The sequence below is a fragment of the Pseudomonas sp. LBUM1674 genome (assembly GCF_059695635.1).
Window position 1 is genome coordinate 3,658,135 of the sequence record NZ_CP166779.1, and the last position, 19,781, is coordinate 3,677,915.

Below are 19,781 nucleotides of genomic sequence, written 5' to 3' on the forward strand. Positions count from 1 at the left end.
AATTTGTTGGCAACAATGAGTTTCCTCAACTAGGATTCCTAGCGCATCAAGCATCTTTTTAAACAGGCGTCCAATCAAGGAGAGATAGATGACATCCATTCGTGCCGCCGAAAAAACCTATCGTGCCTGGTCCAGCCCGATCCTGCTCGAACTCAAGGAGCGAGAGCATCAACTGGATCCTGATGCCCGGCAGGCCCTGCAAAACGTCTTGGTGGAGAGAAGGCTGCTGAATGTCGGCAATTCTGCTGGGGCCGATCGACGCAAACCTGATCCGACGCCTGGCGGAGGTCGATCCTAGATGTGAGAAACGAAAATAACGGATTGAACAAGAGGGTTTGCATTAGCTATCGACCGCAAGCCCTTGATTTTTTTAAGATCTCACAGATCCGTAGCTTAATTTCCGTACGATGACAATCTATCTGACACTGGTATCGATACTCGTCCTGTCACAGACCAGAACTCAAGATCCTGTGCCGATCGGGTCTGGTGCAATGAAGCGCGAGGCGATGCCATGCGCCTGAAAGCGATTTTATCTACTGGCCGCTGCTGTCGAATATGATCGTCTCCGTCCTCTGCCGACTTGTTCACAATGCCAAAGTCGCCGACCAGGCAGTGGAAAATCAGCCACGACCGTAGCCGACACGCTCCTGGCCTGGCGATTGGAAAGAGGTTGCGCAATTTGAAAGGCAAATTACTGGGTGCCGCCGCCACCTTGGCAATTATTGGTGCCGTGACTTATGGGTTAAGCAGCTGGGAAGCCAACGAAAACCCGCAGCGGGATGAGCAGTGCAAGATTGCGCGGCAGCGTGTGAAATCCCTGGAAATCCAGGCACGAGCGCTGGCCGCAGGACTCTCGGTCGATGGCTACGCCGAGGCCGAGAAGGCCGAGGTCGGCAAGCTAATTCACGCGCTCGATACGGCCAAAAACGAGCAGGAGGTCGAGGCGGTCATCGAGGCACACGCTGCCACGGTTCAAGCGCAGGTTGCCGCTTCGGATGCCGAGGTGAAGTCCCGGGGCGATCAGCTGTTTCTTGAGCAACGGCTGAAAGAGCAGCGAATACCGGCCGACGTCAAACAGCAACTCAAGCGCGCCGAGAAGGCCGTCGCTATCGCCTGTAATTGACCTTTGGCATTTCATTCCAGCGAACGCCACGCACCCACCGCTCGTCCGCTGCCCAGCACGATTTCGTCGCCGATTTTTCCAATGCTGTGTTAACCACATGCAAGGAAGATTCACCATGATGAAGCATAAAATTGCAGTGCTCACGCTCGCTGGCCTTGTCTCTGCTGGATCGATGTATGCGGTCGCAGCAGACAGCACATCCACAGGATCGACTTCAACCGATGGCACCAGCCAGACTCGTGAACCGGCGCCCAAAAGCACAAATGCCGATCCGGACGCCGCTTCGCTACCCAAAGGAGCCGATGGCGGCACCACGGATAGCGGCCCTACACCTGCCGGTTCCAAACCCGGTGGTGCCGAAAAGGCAGGTGGCGGTAGCAGCAGCGGAGGCAGTGGTGGCAGCTAGCGGTTTGACTCGGGACTTTTGTGCGGCCCCGATCCTGTAGGAGCTGGCTTGTCGGATCGCCCCACCGCAGCGAAGGCGGCGTGTCAGTCGACATCGATGCCGGGCGTCAGTTCGCCTTCGCGAGCAGGCTCGCTCTCACACTGGGTCTTCGGCGGATTCGGAATGTATTCCCTTCCGGCTTCGAATGAACTGACTGAGAGTGGTGTGACGGAAAGGATTTGTTGCGGAAAAAAACATAAGGGCCTGCGCGAGGTACCTCACGCAAGCCCTTGATATGTATGGTGCCGAAGCCGGAATCGAACCTTCATCTTTGTCGCTGAAAATAAAGGAAATTTTTAAGTTCGAAAACTTCTCTACCTCTATGTGTACCCTCATTGGGCTTTTCCAATGGTACGACTGGAACGCAGTTGGGCACCGCGCAGACAAAAAATCGGATGTTTTTTCGTTCTTTTTGGAATTCAGTAGAACACTGCAGCGCAATATTTGGAGCGCGAAACGAGACTCGCATCTGGCGTCCGACTGTAGTTTGAGCGCCCCACCGATTGGCGCTCTTTAGCAGTCAAACATTGCGCGCACCTTACAAACATGTCCCCTCCAGGGGACATCTACCTTAGCGCTTGGGTTTAGAGTGGCTCGAAGACAAAAACTGTCCCCGATAACAATAAACCGGGAGCCGCCGGACCATGCATCAGCCTCAAATCGTACCCCATCAATCTCTGTATTTTCCCTATCAGGTTTATCCTGCTTTCGTGCCGTCCCAAAGCATCCTCAATAGCTCGCCCGTGGCGATTGTGGGTGCCGGACCTATTGGTCTGACGCTGGCGCTCGAACTGGCGCGCTACGGTATCAGAAGCACAGTTCTGTCCGCTCAGCAGCAAGTCTGTGAAGGTAGCCGCGCTATTGTTTTCACCCGCCGCTCCATGGAGATTTTCCAGCAAGTAGGGGTATCCGAGGCGGTAACCGAGCAGGGCCTGCCCTGGCACTTCGGCAATTCGTATTACCGCGGCCAGCGGGTTTTTCGCATGGAAGCACCGGTCGACGAGCATGATCGCTTTCCGCCGATGACCAATTTGCAACAGCAGTACCTCGAGCAACATCTGGTGGAGGCAGCCCAGGCACAGCCACTGATCGAATTGCGTTGGGGCAATAATGTTATCGATATCGAGCAGCACACCGACCACGCAAGGTTGCAAGTCGATACCCCGGGTGATGCCTATACCCTGAAGGCCGATTGGGTGGTGGCCGCTGATGGCGCCCGCTCCGGATTGCGTTCGATGTTGGGCCTCAAGCTTGAAGGGGCGTCTTATGAAGGACGGTTCGTGATTGCCGACATCCGTATCAAGCTCGATTTGCCGACCGAACGCCTCGCATTTTTCGATCCCTCCTGGAACCCCGGCAATACCGTATTGATGCACCGAGAGCCCGGGGATATCTGGCGCATCGACTACCAGTTGCCCGCGGACGAAACACCCGAGCAGGCATTACACCCCGACTCCTTGCGCGAGCGCATCAATGCGCAACTGGCGATGCTCAATGTCGAGAACCCTGAATGGGTGCTTGATTGGAGTTCGGTGTATTCGGCCCGGGCGCTGACCTTGAAGCAGTACATCAATGAGCGAGTGATTTTTGCCGGAGACGCGGCGCATCTGTTGCCGATCTTCGGCGTGCGCGGCGCCAATACCGGATTCCAGGATTGCCATGATCTTGGCTGGAAACTGGCGCTGCACATCAAAGGCCTTGCCGGTGCCGGACTGCTGGCTTCTTACAGTGACGAACGGGTCAAGGCTGCTCGTGAAATCATTGAAGAGGCCGGCAAGAGCACGCGGTTCATGGCGCCGCCCAGTCGCGGTTATCGACTGTTGCGCGATGCGGTGCTATCGCTGTCGTTGACCCGGGAGTTCGTTCGCCCGCTATATCACTGGCGTACTTCAAGGGCTCACGATTATGCCGATTCGCAACTCAATGCGGTGAACGACGACAATCTATTGTTTACCGGCGGGCCGCGCAACGGTGCACCGTTGCTAAATGTCCGTCTGGCAGAGCAGCACTATTTTTTCGATGAGTTGGCGCCCGCTTATCATTTGATTTGCTTCACTGACGAGGTGGCACTCGATGTCGAAGTCGTTGCACATGTCCAGGCTCTGCGCCGCCAGGGAGTACCGATACAAGTGATCGCGATCGCCATGAATGGCGTCCTTCAGGTGCAACATGCCGACCTGACTTTGGCCGATTGCGACAATCTATTCAGCACGCGTTACGGCGTACAGCACGCAGGCGCCGCCTATCTGGCGCGCCCAGACCAGCATGTCTGCGCGCGCTGGTTGCATTTGGATGGCGAGCATTTGCGCCATGGATTGAACCAGGCCCTTGGCCATAACGGGAGTGACCACCCATGAGCCAGTCAATGAACGTAACAGACCTCGAACACGCTTATGACCGACTCGCCGAGGCGATTGATCGTACGGGTAACGACAGCGAGTTGTTTCTGGTCAAGCTGGCTCTACTGGCGGCCGAGGCACTGAACGATGCCGAGCGCTTCGACGCACTGATCGAGTGCGCCGTGCAGGATCTGTAAAACCTTGCATCAGCCAATAATTACAAAAACAGGATCACCCTATGTTATCCCGTCCTGCTGTGAACCCTGGCGGGCAGGCCGGCCCCCATCCGGCGGTCATTGCCAAAGTCTCGAAACGCCTGCTGTGGTTTCTTTTCATCTGCTTCGTTTTTTCATTTCTGGACCGTATCAACATCGGTTTCGCCGGGCTGACGATGATGGACGATCTGGGTTTGAGCAGTACCCAGTTTGGCATGGCAACGACGATTTTTTACCTGGCCTACATCGCCTGCGGCATCCCCAGCAACATCGCCCTGGCGAAGCTGGGTGCACGGCGCTGGATTGGCAGTCTGATGATTGCCTGGGGCTTGGCGTCGACAGCCACCTTATTTGCGCATGACGCGGCCAGTCTTTATTGGCTGCGTGCGTTGGTAGGTATCACCGAGGCAGGATTTCTGCCCGGTGTGCTGTTGTACATGACGTTCTGGTTTCCAGCGGCGTACCGGGCGCGTGCCAATGCGCTGTTCATGATAGCCATGCCGTTTACCGCGGACTTTGGCTCGATTTTGTCCGGCGCCATTTTGGGCCTGGATGGCCACTGGGGCCTGGCAGGCTGGCAATGGTTGTTTCTGCTCGAAGGACTACCCAGCGTCGTACTCGGTCTGGCGGTGTACGGTTATCTGGATGATCAGCCGCGCAAGGCACAATGGTTGAGTGACGGCGAGAAGCTGCAGTTGGCCGAGTTGATCGAGCGTGACCGTCAGGCACCTTCCCCTCACTCTCACTGGGGACGTGAGTTGCTGTCACCATCGGTGATTCTATTCTGTCTGGTGTACTTTTGCCTGGTCAACACCTTGGCGATGATCGCAGTCTGGACGCCATTGATCGTCAAGAGCTTCAGCACTGGCCAGAGCAATACTTTGATCGGATTATTGTCGGCAATTCCGCAAATATGCACCATCATTGGAATGATCCTCTGGGGCCGACACTCGGACCTGACCCAAGAGCGGCGTTGGCACCTGGCGCTTCCAATGCTGCTGGCTGCAACAGGCTGGTGTTGCACGGCCCTGTCGAGTGAGCCGATCGTGCAACTGGCCGGGGTCTGCATGGCGGCGATGGGTTCCTATACGGCCGGTTGTCTGTACGCCGCGCTGCTGTTACTGGTGGCTGCAATGCTGGTACGCACGCTACCCCACGAACGCCAACCTTCATCACGTGAACTGATCCCTGAATGAACCACTGGCTGCTTACCAACGTTTACCATCAGAGCCCATTAACGACGGGGGAAATTGCTCATCTATTGGCTCGGGTCGGCGAGGATTGCCGAACCTGGTTGGCGGCAGAGTTACTGACCCTGGTGCGGGGTGAAATGCCGCTGGCTCAATGTACGATTTTCGCTTATCCGGAAGGCCAGGAGCCGCAGGTGTTGTCGTGTTCCGATCAGGCAAGACTAGTGCAGATATCGCGTATCTCCCGGGACTACGTCGAGCGTTTTCACAGCCTGGACGGCAACCGCCAAGCGATGCTCGGTCACCGGGCAAAATACGGCGGCGCGCGAATCCTGGCTCAGCTTCAGTCAGCTGAAGACATCACCCATCGCGACTATCGGCGGATCTGCTACGAACAACCGCAAATCTCCCAGCGCATGGCCTTGCTCAATCATCAGGAAGAGGGCGGGGCCTGGCTGTCGATCAACTTCTATCGAGGTCGCGAGCACGGCAACTTCAATCAGCGCGAAATTGAATTTATCGAGTCGGTTGCGCCGTTACTGATTCAAGTCACGCGATTGCACTATCGCGCTTTTATCGAAGCCAATCAGATGCCGTCCTTGCTAAGTCAACGCGTCGAGTTGCTCTATCCTGAACTGACTCGTCGGGACCGTGAACTACTTAAGTATTTACTTTGTGGTCTTGGGGCTGAAGATATCGCGCCCCTGATGGGCATCCAGCGCTCAAGCGCCGCTACCTACATCAAACGGCTCTATCGAAAGGTGGGAGTCAGCGGACATCGAGAATTGCTGGGGCTGGTAGTGAGAGGTCGTTGGTCCTGAGCGGACGTTGAATACTGAGCATTGGCGAGAACCGCAAGCCTGAGCATCTTTCAATCGCCGCTAGCCTCAGGGGATGGCGTCTACTGGGAGAACAGCTACGCCTGTTGATAACTATCACCCCCTAGTGGCAGGCGTTGGCAGATGCCCTTCGCCGCCGCTCTGACCACCGGCCTGCCGCTGCTCGTGGGCGCTTGAATCGACAGTCTCGATTATGGCCTGGTCTCTTCGCTTGGGGGTCGTGTTCCTTCATCTGCCTGCCCCGCCACTGTCGCATCGCATGGACGCGTGAAAGCCCTTTACTTCTCGACCAATTCCCTGGCAAGAGTGCAACAGCCAGGGAGTTGCGTTCCAGGGAATCAGAGATGCTGAGGAGTGATCGGGTGCACACCTACGAACTTTTGAAAGGTGCGAACGATATCGGCATAGTCGATGTCTTCCGTGATGAAGACTATACGCGTGCGCCGGTCAGCCGAAGGCCATGATGGCAATTTCTGCGGTGAATGAAATATGTGCTGCACTCCGTGTATGACCAACGGTTCTTCAGGATACTCAACCAGATGCACAAGACCTTTCACACGTAGCATAGATTCGCCGCGCATGGATGCCATCAGGTCCAGCCAATGGAAAAAGGCAACCTCCTCTACCGGCTCATCCAGCACAATACAATGAGCCCTTATACGATCACCATGACGGTTCACGTCATGATGATGCCCGTGATGGTGATGACCATCACTGAATTTCTCATTCGACAGCCAAGCGCTGACGTCAGCCGATTTGCGTAATGGGTCGTACTCTTCGGCTCCCAGCACATCGTCCGGACTGACATTTCCATCGACCACATATCGCATCGGGGCAGTTGGATTGAGGGCCCGCAAACGCGCACTCAGGGTATCGACTACCTCGCCAGCAACCAGGTCAGTCTTGGTCAGCAGAAGACAATCAGCCACCGCAGCCTGCTTCACCGCTTCGGTATGACGATCAAGAGTGCCCATGCCGTTGACAGCATCTACGGTAGTCACAACGCAGTGAAGACGATATCGGCTGATGATGTCAGGGTCGACCATTAGGGTGTGCAGCACTGGCGCTGGATCGGCCAGACCAGTGGTTTCGATGACGACCCGAGTGAACCCGGTGATTTCCTTTCGCTCACGCCTGGCGTTGAGCTCCAGAAGTGTATCGACCAAGTCACCGCGTACCGTGCAGCACAGGCAACCGCTGTTTAGTACTCGCAAATTTTCACTCACCTCTTCGACTAGCAGGTGATCGATCCCTATCTCTCCGAACTCATTGATGATGACCGCCGTGTTCCCCAACTCGGGAAGCTGCAGCAGGTGATTCAGCACGGTGGTTTTCCCGCTACCGAGAAAACCGGTCAACAACGTCACAGGTATGCGTGAATCGACAATGTCCTTCATGGCGTCTGCTCATACACAATACGGCCTTCGAACCAGGTCGCCAGAACGCGAGTCGCAGCCAGCTCGTCGACCGGGATGTTGAACAAATGACGGTCGAGAACGATCAAGTCAGCGGATTTGCCAACCTCGATTGAGCCCGTCTCGTCTGCGATGCCCATCGCTCGCGCCGGGTTAAGCGTGTAGGCGCGCAACACCGTGGCCAGATCAAGCGCCTGTTCGGGCCAAAGCGCCCCAGGAAACCGCCCGCTGGGATCGCGTCGGGTGACCATGCCCTGAATCCCGGTCCAGGGACTCGGATCCGGTGTCACCGGCCAGTCCGAGCCACCAGCAATCAGCGCACCCGACTCGTGAAGGTCACGATTTGGCCAATAGTGCTCTACCCTCTCCAGCGGCACGGTCGCACGAATCGCTTCAATGAAGATGCCCGGAAACCAAATCATGGGCGACAAATCTGCGGCCACGTTGAGCTCGGCGAAGCGCGGTATATCGTCCGGATGTATAAAACTCGCGTGGGCAATCTGATGCATCAACCCGAGCCCGTTGAAGCTGCGCACAACCTCAATGGCGTCAAGTGCAGCCCGTACGGCGCCATCCCCTGTGCAGTGGATTTTCACAGCGATACCCTGCCCCTCGCAGTCGGATAACGCACGCGCCAACTGCGGCACACTCAGCAGGGTCGCGCCGCGAAAGCAGCAGGCGTGAAGGGCATCGGGTAGATAGGGTTCCAGCATTGCCGAGGTACGCGTGGTCGGCACACCGTCAAGGAAGATCTTGCCGGCATCGGGGCGAAAATGACGGCTGCGATAGCTATCACGTAGCGCGAACAAGGTTTCGCCCCATTCTCCCGGCGCGAGTGCCGCCTCTACGACGGGCAGTGAACCTACGACCCACGCCGTCAACTGCTCTGAATCGGCAAGCGCCTTGATGGCATCCATCACCGGACGCGATGTGAGTGCTTCCTGAAACCCTGTAATGCCGCAAGCATTGAGTCGACGCAATGCATGCGCGCCGGCATCAATGTCAAGTTGCGGCGATGATGCGAGAGCATTGCCCACGGCGGCCTCGACCAACGCTGAGGCCGCCTCCAGCAGCAGGCCCGTCGGCTCGCCAGTGGCAGGATCGCGAACGATCACACCGTTGAGCGGATTCGGCGTGGCGGCATCGATGCCGGCGAGACGCAAGGCAGCGGAACTGGCCCAGCGATTGTGGTGCGAGTCGTCCCTAAGCATTACCGGCCGGCCGCCAGCAGCCTCATCCAAGGATTTACGGGCCTCCAACGTCAACTCGCCGAGCAGGCCGCTGCCCCAGATACCGCCGACTACCCAGCCATCGGGCGGCTGCTTCATAGCGGCCTGACGAACCTGCTCAAGCACCTGTTGAAGTGAGAGGTTGGGAGGAAAACCCGTTTCATATAGCTCTGCGCGTCCGGCAAACAGAAAATGGTTATGCACGTCGATGATACCGGGCATGACCATCCGCCCCTGGAGATCGATGACTCGTGCCCGGGACGACACGGCTGCACGAGCAGCGGCCTCGCTTCCCACGGCAATCAGGCGACCGTCACGTATTGCCAGCGCGTCGGCCCATGGGTAATCAGCGTTCATCGTGTAGATCGCGCCATTGAAAAAAATTAGATCCGCATCAGTATTTTGAGAAGTCGTCATATGAGGTTGGCTCGCAGATATTGGTGTATGGGGCATCCTATCGAGCGAGGGCGAGCGAGAGTTATCCGATATTGGCAAAAATTTCAGCGATGTAGGGTCTGCGACGGCAGCTCGCCGAACATAGCCCGATAATCAGCGGAAAACCGACTCAAATGCCAGAATCCCCAACGTGCAGCGACCTTCTGCACAGAGAGCGAAGACGTGCTATCTCGCAATTCACGGCGCGCAGCATTAAGGCGCAGAGCCCGTAAATAAGCCACAGGATTAATCCCCAGGGTTTCCTGAAAACAATACTGAAGCTTGCGTCGGCTGGCTCCTATGCCGTTGCATAGATCGAGGATCGAGAACGGCTCGTCAAGGTGGCTCAGGGCAAACTCACGAGCCCGGTCAACCATCCGTTTACGCGCAGTGGGGTTGAGCGGTGGCGTTTGATCAAGCTCAACAACGTCAAGTAAATGCAACATCACCGTATCGCGAATACCACGGCGAATCGACTCATCTCCCAACAGGAAATCCCCACTCTGGCCGCCCTCCTGTAGCTCATCGAGTAATACTTTAAGTTCGCCATCCACTGTTGAGTCACCGAGCCGGTAACAGGTGGGAAAATCAGTAATCCGAAAACGACTACCCTGGCACCCCAGCACATGCTCAAGAGCCCGCTCCTCGATAGCCACAATCAGCACATCCATGATCTGTGGAATACGTATCTCAGGCAGGTTGTCGCCGTGTGCCACAAGCACACTTGGCTCACGAATCAGATGCCCGGAACAATGGACATCCCCCTGACGACTCAAAGGCACACTGAAGGTAACCGTGCCCTCCCTGGCCGCACCTTTTTTGGTCATGGCCTGATTAGAGCGGTCGCGGACGAGTTGCAACCAGTCAGAACGAAACTCGATTAACTCGCCCTGGAAGCGACCGGGACTCAACTGGTCGTACTCTATCCGCCAACCACTCAAATTGTGGGCATGTTCATCAATGTCGCTGGTTTGCACTCGATGAAGATGAGAGGCCGGTCCCGTCGAGAATCCGGAGGTTGCTTGTACCAAGACATTATTATTGTTCATTGGAAAATCCTGTCCGCACTCAAGGCTTACAGGTTGAGGCTCAACAAGTTTCATTCCGCGCCAGCAACCGCCTGAAGATTGTGCCGGAAATGGATAGTGACAAGCTGCATGGCAGCGTCAACTTCGACATTTGCTGATAGCGATCGAACCTCTGACCTTAACGAGCAAGCTCTTCTCACGAATGTAAAAGTGATGCGATCGAAGCAGCACTCATGATCCGAATGTAAAAAAGGTTTAACCGATAACCTTGAACGCCGTCATCTCTTGCAGTGACAGCGTTAGTAATCGACTCGGCACGACACAGAGGTGGCGTCCCAATCGATTAATCAGGTGGGTTTCCGGACTGCCGAACACGGAATGACGAGGCAGAGCGGGAAGCTTTGCTGCTATGACGTATTTGTCCATGACAAAGGTCTGCGACAACGTGATACCACCCGGCATTGAAAAATGCATTTGAGAATTCTTGAATCTTGTAATCGTTTTGCAAGTCGACGTCGGATTGAGACCAATCCCCAACTTATACTCTGCCTGGGGCAATATCTTCCCAATACCCAAGAACACCCAAGCCAGGGAAGCGACGACCAATGGTTCACAACGATCAGATTGTGAACCACCGTTAGTCATGAAGGCTTAATGCCGTATGCAAATAGATTTGGTTTCAGTAAAAGCATCGAGCCAATCGACACCGAAATCTCGTCCATTACCAGACTGCTTGAAACCACCGAAAGGCATGTTCGCATCAATAAGCGTGTGGCTGTTGACCCATACCGTACCGGCCTCAATACGTGGTGTCAGGTCCATGGCGGCCGACAAACTACTGGTCCATAAACTGGCCGTGAGCCCGTATTCGGTATCGTTGGCCTTGCTTAGCGCTTCTTCAACATTAGCAACCCGCGTCAGGGTTACTACAGGACCAAACACTTCGTCGCGGGTCAGCGACAGCCTATCATCGGGATTGATGACCAATGTAGGCGAGACATAAAAGCCTTCATTGTTCGGCACCATTGCGCCGCTGATCAGCTCAGCATTGTGGGTGCGAGCCTCTGCCAGGTAGGACTCGATTTTCAGTTGATGTGCTTTAGAGGCGACCGGGTTGATTTGAGAGGTTGGATCCATGCCCGCCCCAATCGAAAGCCCTTTGACCGCCAGCTCGAAATCGCCCGCCAACTGGTCGAAAAGAGGGGCTTCTATGTAAATGCGTGAACTTGCGGCACATACCTGACCCTGATTCAGAAAACTGGCCATCATTAACCCTTCTACCACCTGCTTCGGGTCGGCGTCCTTGAGTACGATGGCCGGATTCTTGCCACCCAGCTCAAGAGTAATTCGGGTCAGCCGGTCCACGGCGCTGCGGGCAATACCCTTACCCGTGGCGGTCGAGCCGGTAAAACTAATTTTGCTGATCAATGGGTGGGTGGTCAGGATTTTACCGCACACGCTGCCGCTGCCTGTCACCAGATTAAATACCCCCGGAGGAACACCCGCTTCTGTGGCTAGTTCGGCCATGCGCATCAACGTCAAGGGAGTGATCTCTGAGGGTTTGATCACGATCGAGCAGCCGGCCGCCAGCGCTGGCATCACCTTCCACATGCCAATCATTAGCGGGAAATTCCAGGGAATAATCCCGGCTACCACTCCAATGGGTTCTTTGCGCGTGTACGCGGTATATCGAGCCCCGACGGGAACAGGGATCGACAGGTCCAGCGTACGCCCCGAGATTTTGGTGGTCAGCCCTGCTGTATAGCGCATCCAGTTCAAGGTGCAGCCCACCTCAAAGGCCCGCGAAACAGCAATCGATTTGCCTTGCTCCAGGGTTTCCAACTGAGCCAGTTCTTCCGCATGCTGTTCGAGTAAGTCGGCATAGCGCAGCAAAATACGTTCGCGCTCTGCGGGTAGACGGCGAGACCATACGCCAGAAAGAAAAGCTTCATGGGCCGACTTCACAGCACGTTCTACATCGAACTCATTGGCGTCGGCGGTGGAGGCAATCTGAAGGCCCGTTGAAGGATCGTAGACCGGCAAGGTACTGGTGGACTGCGCGCTTACCCAACCGCCATCGATGTACAAGCCACGGCGTTGCTTCAAGAAGGCGTTGACCCTGTCCAGGGTCGCGACCTTATTACTATAATTCATGATTCTTGCCTCGCGCTGATGATTGGAAACAACGGCCCACTGTAATACTCACCAACGACACGTTATGAGTAACAGCGCTCTCAGCTAGAGACTAATTCAGCCATTGCTCGTTTGACTTTTCGTCTGTGCCAGACAGGTTTCTATCCCTGCCAATTTGAATTCAGATGGCTCGGTGGCTCTGAGTGGGTCAGTGACTTTTACCTTCCCTCCAGTCCCGACTACTCACACGTTCGATGAGTCGCCAGTCGGCAAAAATTGATTTAGGCACAGAGCAAAAGGTTTCTGGCAAGAATCAAAAAGAAGCTATCCACCAGCTGTAGCAAAGTGCAGGTGTGCCTGTCCCCGGCTCGTCTCAAGGAACTCAGAAATGTTCACATCCGTAGCGTTGTTAAAAAGAAAACCGCTTGCTCGACTTGCGCTCGCCATTACCTTGGGCACGCTCGGGTTGCCTTGCTGGATATCCAATGCCAATGCCCACGGGGCAGCTGCCGAAATGGTACCTCTACAATCGACCCTTGAGGAGTTTGGCGCCACGGTCAAATGGGACAACTATGCCAACCTGTTTGTCATTGCCAAGGACGGTGTCTACCTCAAGGTCAAACCGGACAGCAAGGTGGCCATGTTTAACGGCAAGCGGCTGGAGCTGTCGGTACCGGTGGTGTTCAAAGACAAGACCGCGTTCATGTCCAAGGACTTCATCAACCAGGTATTCCAGTCCGGCCTGGACAAGACCTTTGTCGTCGAGACCCGCCCTAACCCGCTCAACCCGCTGAGCGCCGACGAAATCAAGGCGGCGGTGGATGTCGTCAAGAATTCCGCCAACTACAAGCCCGGCTTTCGTTTCACCGAAGTTTCCGTCAATGAGCCACCCAAGGATCAGGTCTGGAATTTCGTCTACACCGGCCAGAACGTAACCCAACCTCGCCAGGCCAATATCGTGGTGCTCGATGGCAAGCATGTGATCGAGGGTCTGGTCGATCTCGACAGCAAGACACTCAAGTCCTGGAAACCCGTCGAAGGCGCTCACGGCATGGTCTTGCTGGATGACTTCGCTACTGTGCAGTCTGCCATTGAATCGAGCCCGGAATTCGCGCAAGCACTGGTCAAGCGCGGCATCACCGACGTCAAAAAGGTCGTGGCCACCCCATTGACCGTCGGTTACTTCGATGGCAAGGACGGCCTGGCGCAGGACAAACGACTGCTGAAAATCGTCAGTTACCTCAACACCGATGACGGCAACTACTGGGCGCATCCGATCGAGGGCCTGGTCGCGATTGTCGATCTTGAGCAAAAGAAACTGATCAAGATCGAAGACGAGGCGATCATCCCGGTCCCGATGAAACCAACACCCTATGACGGGCGTGGCCGCAAAGGCACGCAGGTCAAGCCGCTGGAAATCATTGAGCCCGAGGGGAAAAACTACACCATTACCGGCAACAGTATTCATTGGCAGAACTGGGACTTTCATGTTCGCCTCGATTCGCGGGTCGGCCCGATCCTGTCCACAGTCACCTATGACGACAAGGGCAAGAAACGCAAGATTATGTACGAGGGCTCGCTGGGCGGCATGATCGTGCCTTACGGCGACCCCGATGGCGGCTGGTACTTCAAGGCTTACCTCGACTCGGGCGATTACGGCATGGGCACCTTGACCTCGCCGATCGCGCGCGGCAAAGACGCACCGGAAAACGCCGTGCTGCTGGACGCCACGATTGCCGACTACACCGGCGCACCGACTTCGATCCCGCGCGCGATGGCGGTGTTCGAGCGCTACGCCGGCCCGGAATACAAACACCAGGAGATGGGCCGGCCCAACCTCAGCACCGAGCGTCGTGAACTGGTGGTGCGCTGGATCAGCACCGTCGGCAACTACGACTACATCTTCGACTGGGTCTTCCAGCAAAACGGCACCATTGGCATCGATGCCGGTGCCACCGGGATCGAAGCGGTCAAGGGTGTGAAATCCAAAACCATGCATGAGGCCACGGCCAAGGAAGACACCCGCTACGGCACCCTGCTGGACCACAACATCGTCGGCACCACCCACCAGCACATCTACAACTTCCGTCTGGATATGGATGTTGACGGTGAAAACAACTCACTGGTTGAAGTGAACCCGGTGGTTGCCGCGAACGACCGTGGCGGGCCGCGGACCAGTACGATGCAGACCGAGCAACAAGTGGTCGGCACCGAACAGCAGGCTGCACAGAAATTCGACCCCTCGACCGTCCGCCTGCTGACCAACTTCAGCAAGGAAAACAAAGTCGGCAACCCGGTTTCCTACCAACTGATTCCTTATGCCGGCGGTACGCACCCGGTAGCCAAAGGCGCCAACTTCGGCAAGGACGAATGGCTCTATCACCGCCTGAGCTTCATGGACAAGCAACTCTGGGTGACTCGCTACAATCCTGAAGAGAAGTACCCAGAAGGTAAGTACCCTAATCGTTCAGACAAAGACGCTGGGTTAGGGCAGTTCACCCACGATAACCAGTCCATCGAAAATACCGATGATGTTGTCTGGCTGACCACCGGCACCACTCACATCGCCCGGGCCGAAGAGTGGCCAATCATGCCAACCGAGTGGGTTCATGTACTGTTGAAACCCTGGAATTTCTTCGATGAAACGCCCACTTTGAACTTGAACGCACCGAAATAAACAAGGCACTAAAAAAGGGGGCTCCTGAGGAGCCTCCTTTTTCGTACGTATTTAAAGCCCATCCCCCGAATGCCACAGCAATCGTTCAGCGACCATCACTGCAATCAAGCGTGTTGCTTGCGGTATTCCCCAGGAGAAATCCCGAAGCGGGATTTGAACGCCGTGGAGAAGTAGCTCGAATCGGAGAACCCCCACGAGTAACCCAGTACCGACAACTTCTGCTCCATGCCCGACTGGCGCAGGGATTCAGCGCACAAATCCAGTCGGCGATTCTTGATGTAGCGCGCGACCACCAGCCCCTTCTTGGCAAACATCCGATAGAGCCCACGGGTCGATATGCCGACTTCCCGCGCCAGCCATTCAGGGCAGAGGTCTTCCGAACGGATATGATCATCAATGTAGTCGAGGGTTTTGCGAAAGATCCGTTCATGCAAATCACTGCAGTCTTCTGTATAGCTGATAGCCGGGCGCAGCAGGCTGACAACGGCCAGCAAGGTCGCTTCGCTTTCCTGCTGGCTCAGGTTTTTCTGGCGAGTGGCATCCAGTATCAGGTGGCGAGAAAGCACCGCGATGGGTGAAGTCGCAGCAATCCGATGACCGCACTTGACTTGATTGAAGCGCAGGGTCTGCTCAACCAACGGGTACGGCAGAATCAGCGACAACTGCCGCGAGTTCTCGCTGTAGGTGAAGTCGCTGGGGCGTGAAGCGTCAATCAGCGTGATATCACCGGCTGACAGTGATACCCGATTGTCGCCCTGGGCCATACCGGCAGTGCCATCGAGCTGGAATACCGCAAAGTATTTCCCCTCTTCACCAGCGGCGACTTCCAGCGGTGTGCGGTACAGCCGAGCCTGGCAGGCATCGACAAAACTGAGCTTCAGCGCACCGCTTTGGTATTCCCGGATCTGGCCGGAAAACTCAGCGCCGAGGGTTTGTGCGTTGAAGGCGCCGCAGATCTGATTGATCTGATGGATCCACTGATCAAACCCATCACGGCGATGTGCAATTGTAGAAATCATGTCAGGCCTCACGCAGGCTTATTTTTATTTTCTACGCCAATCCACGATAAATCGGGACGCTTCGGATCTCCTGAACAGCGATTACTCCCTGAACGATGGCAGGCTATTTAAGCCCGCCAAAACGCCGATAGAAACTTTCACCGACGTCCGGCAGCGGGCCGTCGGCCGTTTCCAGTGCACTGTTCAGCCACTCTTCGGCCTTGGTGTAGATCAACCGGTAAATATTGCGGCACAGCTGCCGTGCCGCACGCCCTTCCCAGTCCCCGGGTAATAGCTCATCGGGTAACTGCGGGTCGCGCAGCAGCAACTTTCGATATTCATGAATAAGCAGGACTCGCGCCAGGAAGCAGTCCGAAGGCTGCAAATTCTCTTGCTCGCGAAGAGCTTGCCAGAGCGGGCGAAACAACTGAATGAACTCACTGTAGTGGGCCGCCAGTTCCTCAATGCTCCAACTCTCGCGCACCTGCATGCGCAGCGCTTTGGACGCCAACACATCCTGGGCGGTGGTTTCAAAAACGATGGTCTCTTCCTGAGCCCCCAAGTCGAGCAAGGTCGCGTTGACGTCAGCTCGGTCGCTGCGTGGGCAAGCCAGTACTACCGGCGAAATTGCACCAAAACCTTGCCACTCCAGTTCTTCACGCACTTGCTTGCGCTTTTCCTGCGTCAACTGAGAGAGCATCACCAGACACCAGGAACCGTCCCAGGCCGGCACTGTGGAGCTGTACACCCGCTTGAAGGCCTTGTCGAAGCGGCGCCGACCAGCGCCGGTCAGGCTGTAGTAGCTACGGCGACCGACTTTCTCGGCGGTCAGCCAGCCTTCCTTGGTCAGGCGAAAGATCGAGGTACGGATCAGCCGTTCGTTGATACCGATAGGCTCGAGCAACTGGATCAGACTGCCTAGCCAGACTGTACCGCCGTGGGGTTCAATGGCATCCCCGTACAAAGTGATGATCAACGAGCTGGCGCGGATCGGCGTCTGCTCCTGAAAGCGCGTGATAAGAGAATTCAACGGAGCAAGGGACGACATGGGCGTACCAGACAGGAAAAAAGGCTGAAATATACCCGGCGACCGGCCCGCGTGACCACCGTGCTGTTGCGCTGCATGCTCATAGCGCCACCGCCCCCTTGGGCCGCAAACCGCTATCGCTGATCCGTGGGCGATCGGGTTCCGGCTCGGTCAGCGGTTCGCAGACCTGCATCTGCTCAAGGCAGCGCTTGGCCAGTTGCTGATATTCGCGGGTGCCCGCCTGCTTCCACGACACCTCCTCATCACTGAGGCTGCGCTTGACGCTGGCCGGCGCGCCCATCACCAGTGACTGCTCGGGGCATTCGAATCCGGCCTTGACGAAGGCCGCTGCCGAAACAAATGAGCGAGAGCCAATGCGCGCGTTATCCATCACCACCGCATTCATGCCCACCAGCGCATCGGCGCCGATCCGGCAACCGTGCAACACCGCACCATGACCAATATGGCCGTTGCGCTCGACCACGGTGTCGCTGTCTGGAAAACCGTGCATCACGCAGGTGTCCTGCAGATTGGCGCCCTCTTCCAGCACGATCCGCCCAAAGTCCCCGCGCAGACTGGCCAGCGGCCCGACGTAGCAATGGGGGCCGACAATCACGTCACCGATCAGGACGGCCGACGGATGAACGTAAGCAGTGGGATCAACCACCGGGGTCAAGCCATCGAGGCTGTAGCAAGTCATGGGACGTTCCTTTAAGCGCAATGCCGGGTGTATTTACAAAGCGATGCCGATATGGAGTCATTTTGTATCACATCGCTTTTACCAGCACAAAGACAAAAAAACCGTATCACTTAATTTCGGCGCTTGAAGAAGGCCCAGCGATGCGTCTACCTAAGCCATTGAAACCAATAAAACTGGCGATTATCTGGTCATCACCCTCCTCATAAGACCGCCATAAAAACGCACACCAGCCATCAATAAGACACATTAAATCAGTTTTACTATTGTATTTACGTATCACGTTATAGGTATACTCAGGCAAAACCGGCCCACCGAGCCGATCCAATAATGAGCCGGCATTACAGCCGAGCGTGCACCGTGAGGGCATCCGCCATGCCTCTAACCCTTGCTGTCGAGTTCATCGAGCCGGGCGTCCGCCTGATTACCCTGCAGCGCCCGCAAGCGCTGAATGCCCTGACCACCGAATTGCTCGGCGAACTGGCGGATGAACTAAACGCCGCACAAACCGATCCCGATACCCGCGCCGTGGTCCTGACCGGCAGCCGCAAAGCCTTCGCGGCCGGCGCCGACATCAAGGAAATGGCCGAACGCAATCTGGTCGGCATTCTCGATGACCCGCGCCAAGCGTCGTGGCAGACCATCACCCGCTTCAACAAACCACTGATCGCCGCCGTCAACGGCTTCGCCCTCGGCGGTGGCTGCGAACTGGCGATGCATGCGGACATCATCATTGCGGGCGAGGACGCCCGTTTCGGTCAGCCGGAAATCAACCTCGGGATCATGCCCGGCGCCGGTGGCACCCAACGCCTGCTGCGCGCCGTCGGCAAATCCATGGCCATGCAAATGGTGCTGACCGGCGAGCCGATCGATGCCCGCCAGGCCCAACGCGCCGGCCTGGTCAGTGAAGTGACCCAACCGGAATTCACCGTCGAACGCGCCCTGCAAATCGCCCGCACCATTGCCGGCAAAGCACCGCTGGCCGTGCGTCTGGCCAAGGAATCATTGCTCAAGGCGATGGACACCGACCTGGCCAGCGGCCTGCGTTTCGAACGCCACGCGTTCACCGTGCTGGCCGGCACCCGCGACCGTGATGAAGGCATCCGGGCCTTTCAGGAAAAGCGCACGCCGACCTTCACCGGCCAGTAACCCGGCCATCAGTCACTGATTCGAACGACCTCTCAGAGAGCGCCATGACCATGAACTACGAACACATCCTGTTTTCCGTCGAGGCCGGCGTCGCCCTGCTCAGCCTCAATCGACCGGACCAGCTCAACAGCTTCAATGCGCAAATGCATGGCGAAGTGAAGGAAGCGTTGAAACAGGTCCGACAGAACCCGGACGTGCGCGTCCTGTTGCTGACCGGTGAAGGGCGCGGCTTTTGCGCCGGGCAAGACCTCAGCGACCGCAATGTCGCGCCGGACAGTGCTGTGCCGGATCTTGGCGAGTCCATTGAGAAGTTCTATAACCCGCTGATCCGCCAACTTCGCGACCTGCCGCTGCCGGTGATCTGCGCGGTCAACGGCGTGGCGGCCGGCGCGGGCGCCAACATTCCCCTGGCCTGCGACCTGGTCCTGGCCGCACGCTCGGCGAGTTTCATTCAAGCCTTCTGCAAAATCGGCCTGATTCCCGACTCCGGCGGCACCTGGACGCTGCCGCGCCTGGTCGGCATGGCCCGCGCCAAGGCGCTTGCCTTGCTCGGTAATCGCCTGACGGCGGAGCAGGCCGAGCAATGGGGCTTGATCTACCGGGTCGTCGACGATGCCGAACTGCGCAACGAAGCCCTGACGCTCGCCCGCCACCTGGCCACGCAACCGACCTACGGTCTGGCGCTGATCAAACGCAGCCTCAATGCCAGCTTGAGCAACACATTTGATGAACAGCTGGAACTGGAAAAAGACCTGCAACGCCTGGCCGGGCGCAGCGAGGATTACCGTGAAGGGGTCAGCGCCTTCATGGAAAAACGCAGCCCAAATTTCAAGGGGCGCTGA

General features: G+C 56.7%; 18 protein-coding genes. 10 read left to right on the top strand and 8 right to left on the bottom strand.

Annotation, left to right across the window (positions count from 1 at the left end; translation table 11 throughout):
* Positions 1-88: 88 nt before the first annotated feature.
* The 7 genes from ACA067_RS16780 (at position 89) to ACA067_RS16810 (ending at position 6,133) form a co-directional block, all read left to right on the top strand.
* Complete coding sequence (locus tag ACA067_RS16780; RefSeq protein WP_497457613.1) at positions 89-298, top strand: hypothetical protein; 210 nt, start codon at positions 89-91, stop codon at positions 296-298.
* A 381-nt stretch (positions 299-679) separates the two neighbouring features.
* On the top strand, positions 680-1,123 hold the full coding sequence (locus ACA067_RS16785) for a hypothetical protein (protein WP_497457614.1): 444 nt from the start codon (positions 680-682) through the stop codon (positions 1,121-1,123).
* Between the two features lie 115 nt (positions 1,124-1,238).
* Positions 1,239-1,529, top strand: a complete 291-nt coding sequence (locus ACA067_RS16790) for a hypothetical protein (RefSeq protein WP_497457615.1) — start codon at positions 1,239-1,241, stop codon at positions 1,527-1,529.
* Between the two features lie 683 nt (positions 1,530-2,212).
* Positions 2,213-3,925, top strand: a complete 1,713-nt coding sequence (locus tag ACA067_RS16795; protein WP_497457616.1) for an FAD-dependent monooxygenase — start codon at positions 2,213-2,215, stop codon at positions 3,923-3,925.
* A gap of 8 nt (positions 3,926-3,933) precedes the next feature.
* Entirely contained in the window at positions 3,934-4,104 is a 171-nt protein-coding gene (locus ACA067_RS16800) for a DUF2783 domain-containing protein (RefSeq protein ID WP_497457617.1), read from the top strand.
* Between the two features lie 41 nt (positions 4,105-4,145).
* Positions 4,146-5,318 carry an MFS transporter gene (locus tag ACA067_RS16805; RefSeq protein ID WP_497457618.1) on the top strand — a complete coding sequence of 391 codons (1,173 nt, stop codon included), beginning with the start codon at positions 4,146-4,148 and terminating at the stop codon, positions 5,316-5,318.
* Positions 5,315-6,133, top strand: a complete 819-nt coding sequence (locus ACA067_RS16810) for a helix-turn-helix transcriptional regulator (RefSeq protein WP_497447564.1) — start codon at positions 5,315-5,317, stop codon at positions 6,131-6,133. Before ACA067_RS16805 ends, ACA067_RS16810 begins: the two co-directional genes overlap by 4 nt.
* A gap of 356 nt (positions 6,134-6,489) precedes the next feature.
* Here ACA067_RS16810 and ACA067_RS16815 read toward each other — a convergent pair whose 3' ends face one another.
* From ACA067_RS16815 to ACA067_RS16835, 5 genes are all read right to left on the bottom strand, one after another.
* On the bottom strand, positions 6,490-7,548 hold the full coding sequence (locus ACA067_RS16815) for a CobW family GTP-binding protein (RefSeq protein WP_497457619.1): 1,059 nt from the start codon (positions 7,546-7,548) through the stop codon (positions 6,490-6,492).
* Positions 7,545-9,212 (bottom strand): amidohydrolase, encoded by a 1,668-nt coding sequence (locus ACA067_RS16820; protein ID WP_497457620.1) that lies wholly within the window; start codon positions 9,210-9,212, stop codon positions 7,545-7,547. Before ACA067_RS16820 ends, ACA067_RS16815 begins: the two co-directional genes overlap by 4 nt.
* Positions 9,213-9,295: 83 nt before the next feature.
* Complete coding sequence (locus tag ACA067_RS16825; protein ID WP_497457621.1) at positions 9,296-10,279, bottom strand: helix-turn-helix domain-containing protein; 984 nt, start codon at positions 10,277-10,279, stop codon at positions 9,296-9,298.
* Between the two features lie 234 nt (positions 10,280-10,513).
* Positions 10,514-10,732: a hypothetical protein gene (locus ACA067_RS16830; RefSeq protein WP_497457622.1), complete on the bottom strand. Its 219-nt coding sequence runs from the start codon at positions 10,730-10,732 to the stop codon at positions 10,514-10,516.
* Positions 10,733-10,909: 177 nt separating this feature from the next.
* Positions 10,910-12,412, bottom strand: a complete 1,503-nt coding sequence (locus ACA067_RS16835; protein ID WP_497457623.1) for an aldehyde dehydrogenase family protein — start codon at positions 12,410-12,412, stop codon at positions 10,910-10,912.
* Positions 12,413-12,779: 367 nt separating this feature from the next.
* Here ACA067_RS16835 and tynA point away from each other — a divergent pair, with 367 nt between their 5' ends.
* Positions 12,780-15,068 (top strand): primary-amine oxidase, encoded by a 2,289-nt coding sequence (gene tynA, locus ACA067_RS16840; RefSeq protein WP_497457624.1) that lies wholly within the window; start codon positions 12,780-12,782, stop codon positions 15,066-15,068.
* Between the two features lie 104 nt (positions 15,069-15,172).
* Here the strand turns inward: tynA and feaR are convergent, their stop codons facing one another.
* The 3 genes from feaR to paaY all read right to left on the bottom strand — a co-directional run bounded on the left by feaR (position 15,173) and on the right by paaY (position 17,793).
* Positions 15,173-16,087 carry a transcriptional regulator FeaR gene (gene feaR / locus ACA067_RS16845; protein WP_497457625.1) on the bottom strand — a complete coding sequence of 305 codons (915 nt, stop codon included), beginning with the start codon at positions 16,085-16,087 and terminating at the stop codon, positions 15,173-15,175.
* A 103-nt stretch (positions 16,088-16,190) separates the two neighbouring features.
* Positions 16,191-17,114, bottom strand: coding sequence for a phenylacetic acid degradation operon negative regulatory protein PaaX (gene paaX, locus ACA067_RS16850; RefSeq protein ID WP_497447571.1), 924 nt, complete (start codon positions 17,112-17,114; stop codon positions 16,191-16,193).
* Between the two features lie 79 nt (positions 17,115-17,193).
* Positions 17,194-17,793, bottom strand: a complete 600-nt coding sequence (gene paaY, locus ACA067_RS16855; RefSeq protein WP_497457626.1) for a phenylacetic acid degradation protein PaaY — start codon at positions 17,791-17,793, stop codon at positions 17,194-17,196.
* A 372-nt stretch (positions 17,794-18,165) separates the two neighbouring features.
* Here paaY and paaF point away from each other — a divergent pair, with 372 nt between their 5' ends.
* Both paaF and paaG read left to right on the top strand, forming a co-directional pair.
* Positions 18,166-18,939: a 2,3-dehydroadipyl-CoA hydratase PaaF gene (gene paaF / locus ACA067_RS16860; protein ID WP_497457627.1), complete on the top strand. Its 774-nt coding sequence runs from the start codon at positions 18,166-18,168 to the stop codon at positions 18,937-18,939.
* A gap of 50 nt (positions 18,940-18,989) precedes the next feature.
* A complete protein-coding gene (gene paaG / locus ACA067_RS16865) occupies positions 18,990-19,781 on the top strand; it encodes a 2-(1,2-epoxy-1,2-dihydrophenyl)acetyl-CoA isomerase PaaG (protein WP_497462792.1) in 792 nt (263 codons plus the stop codon).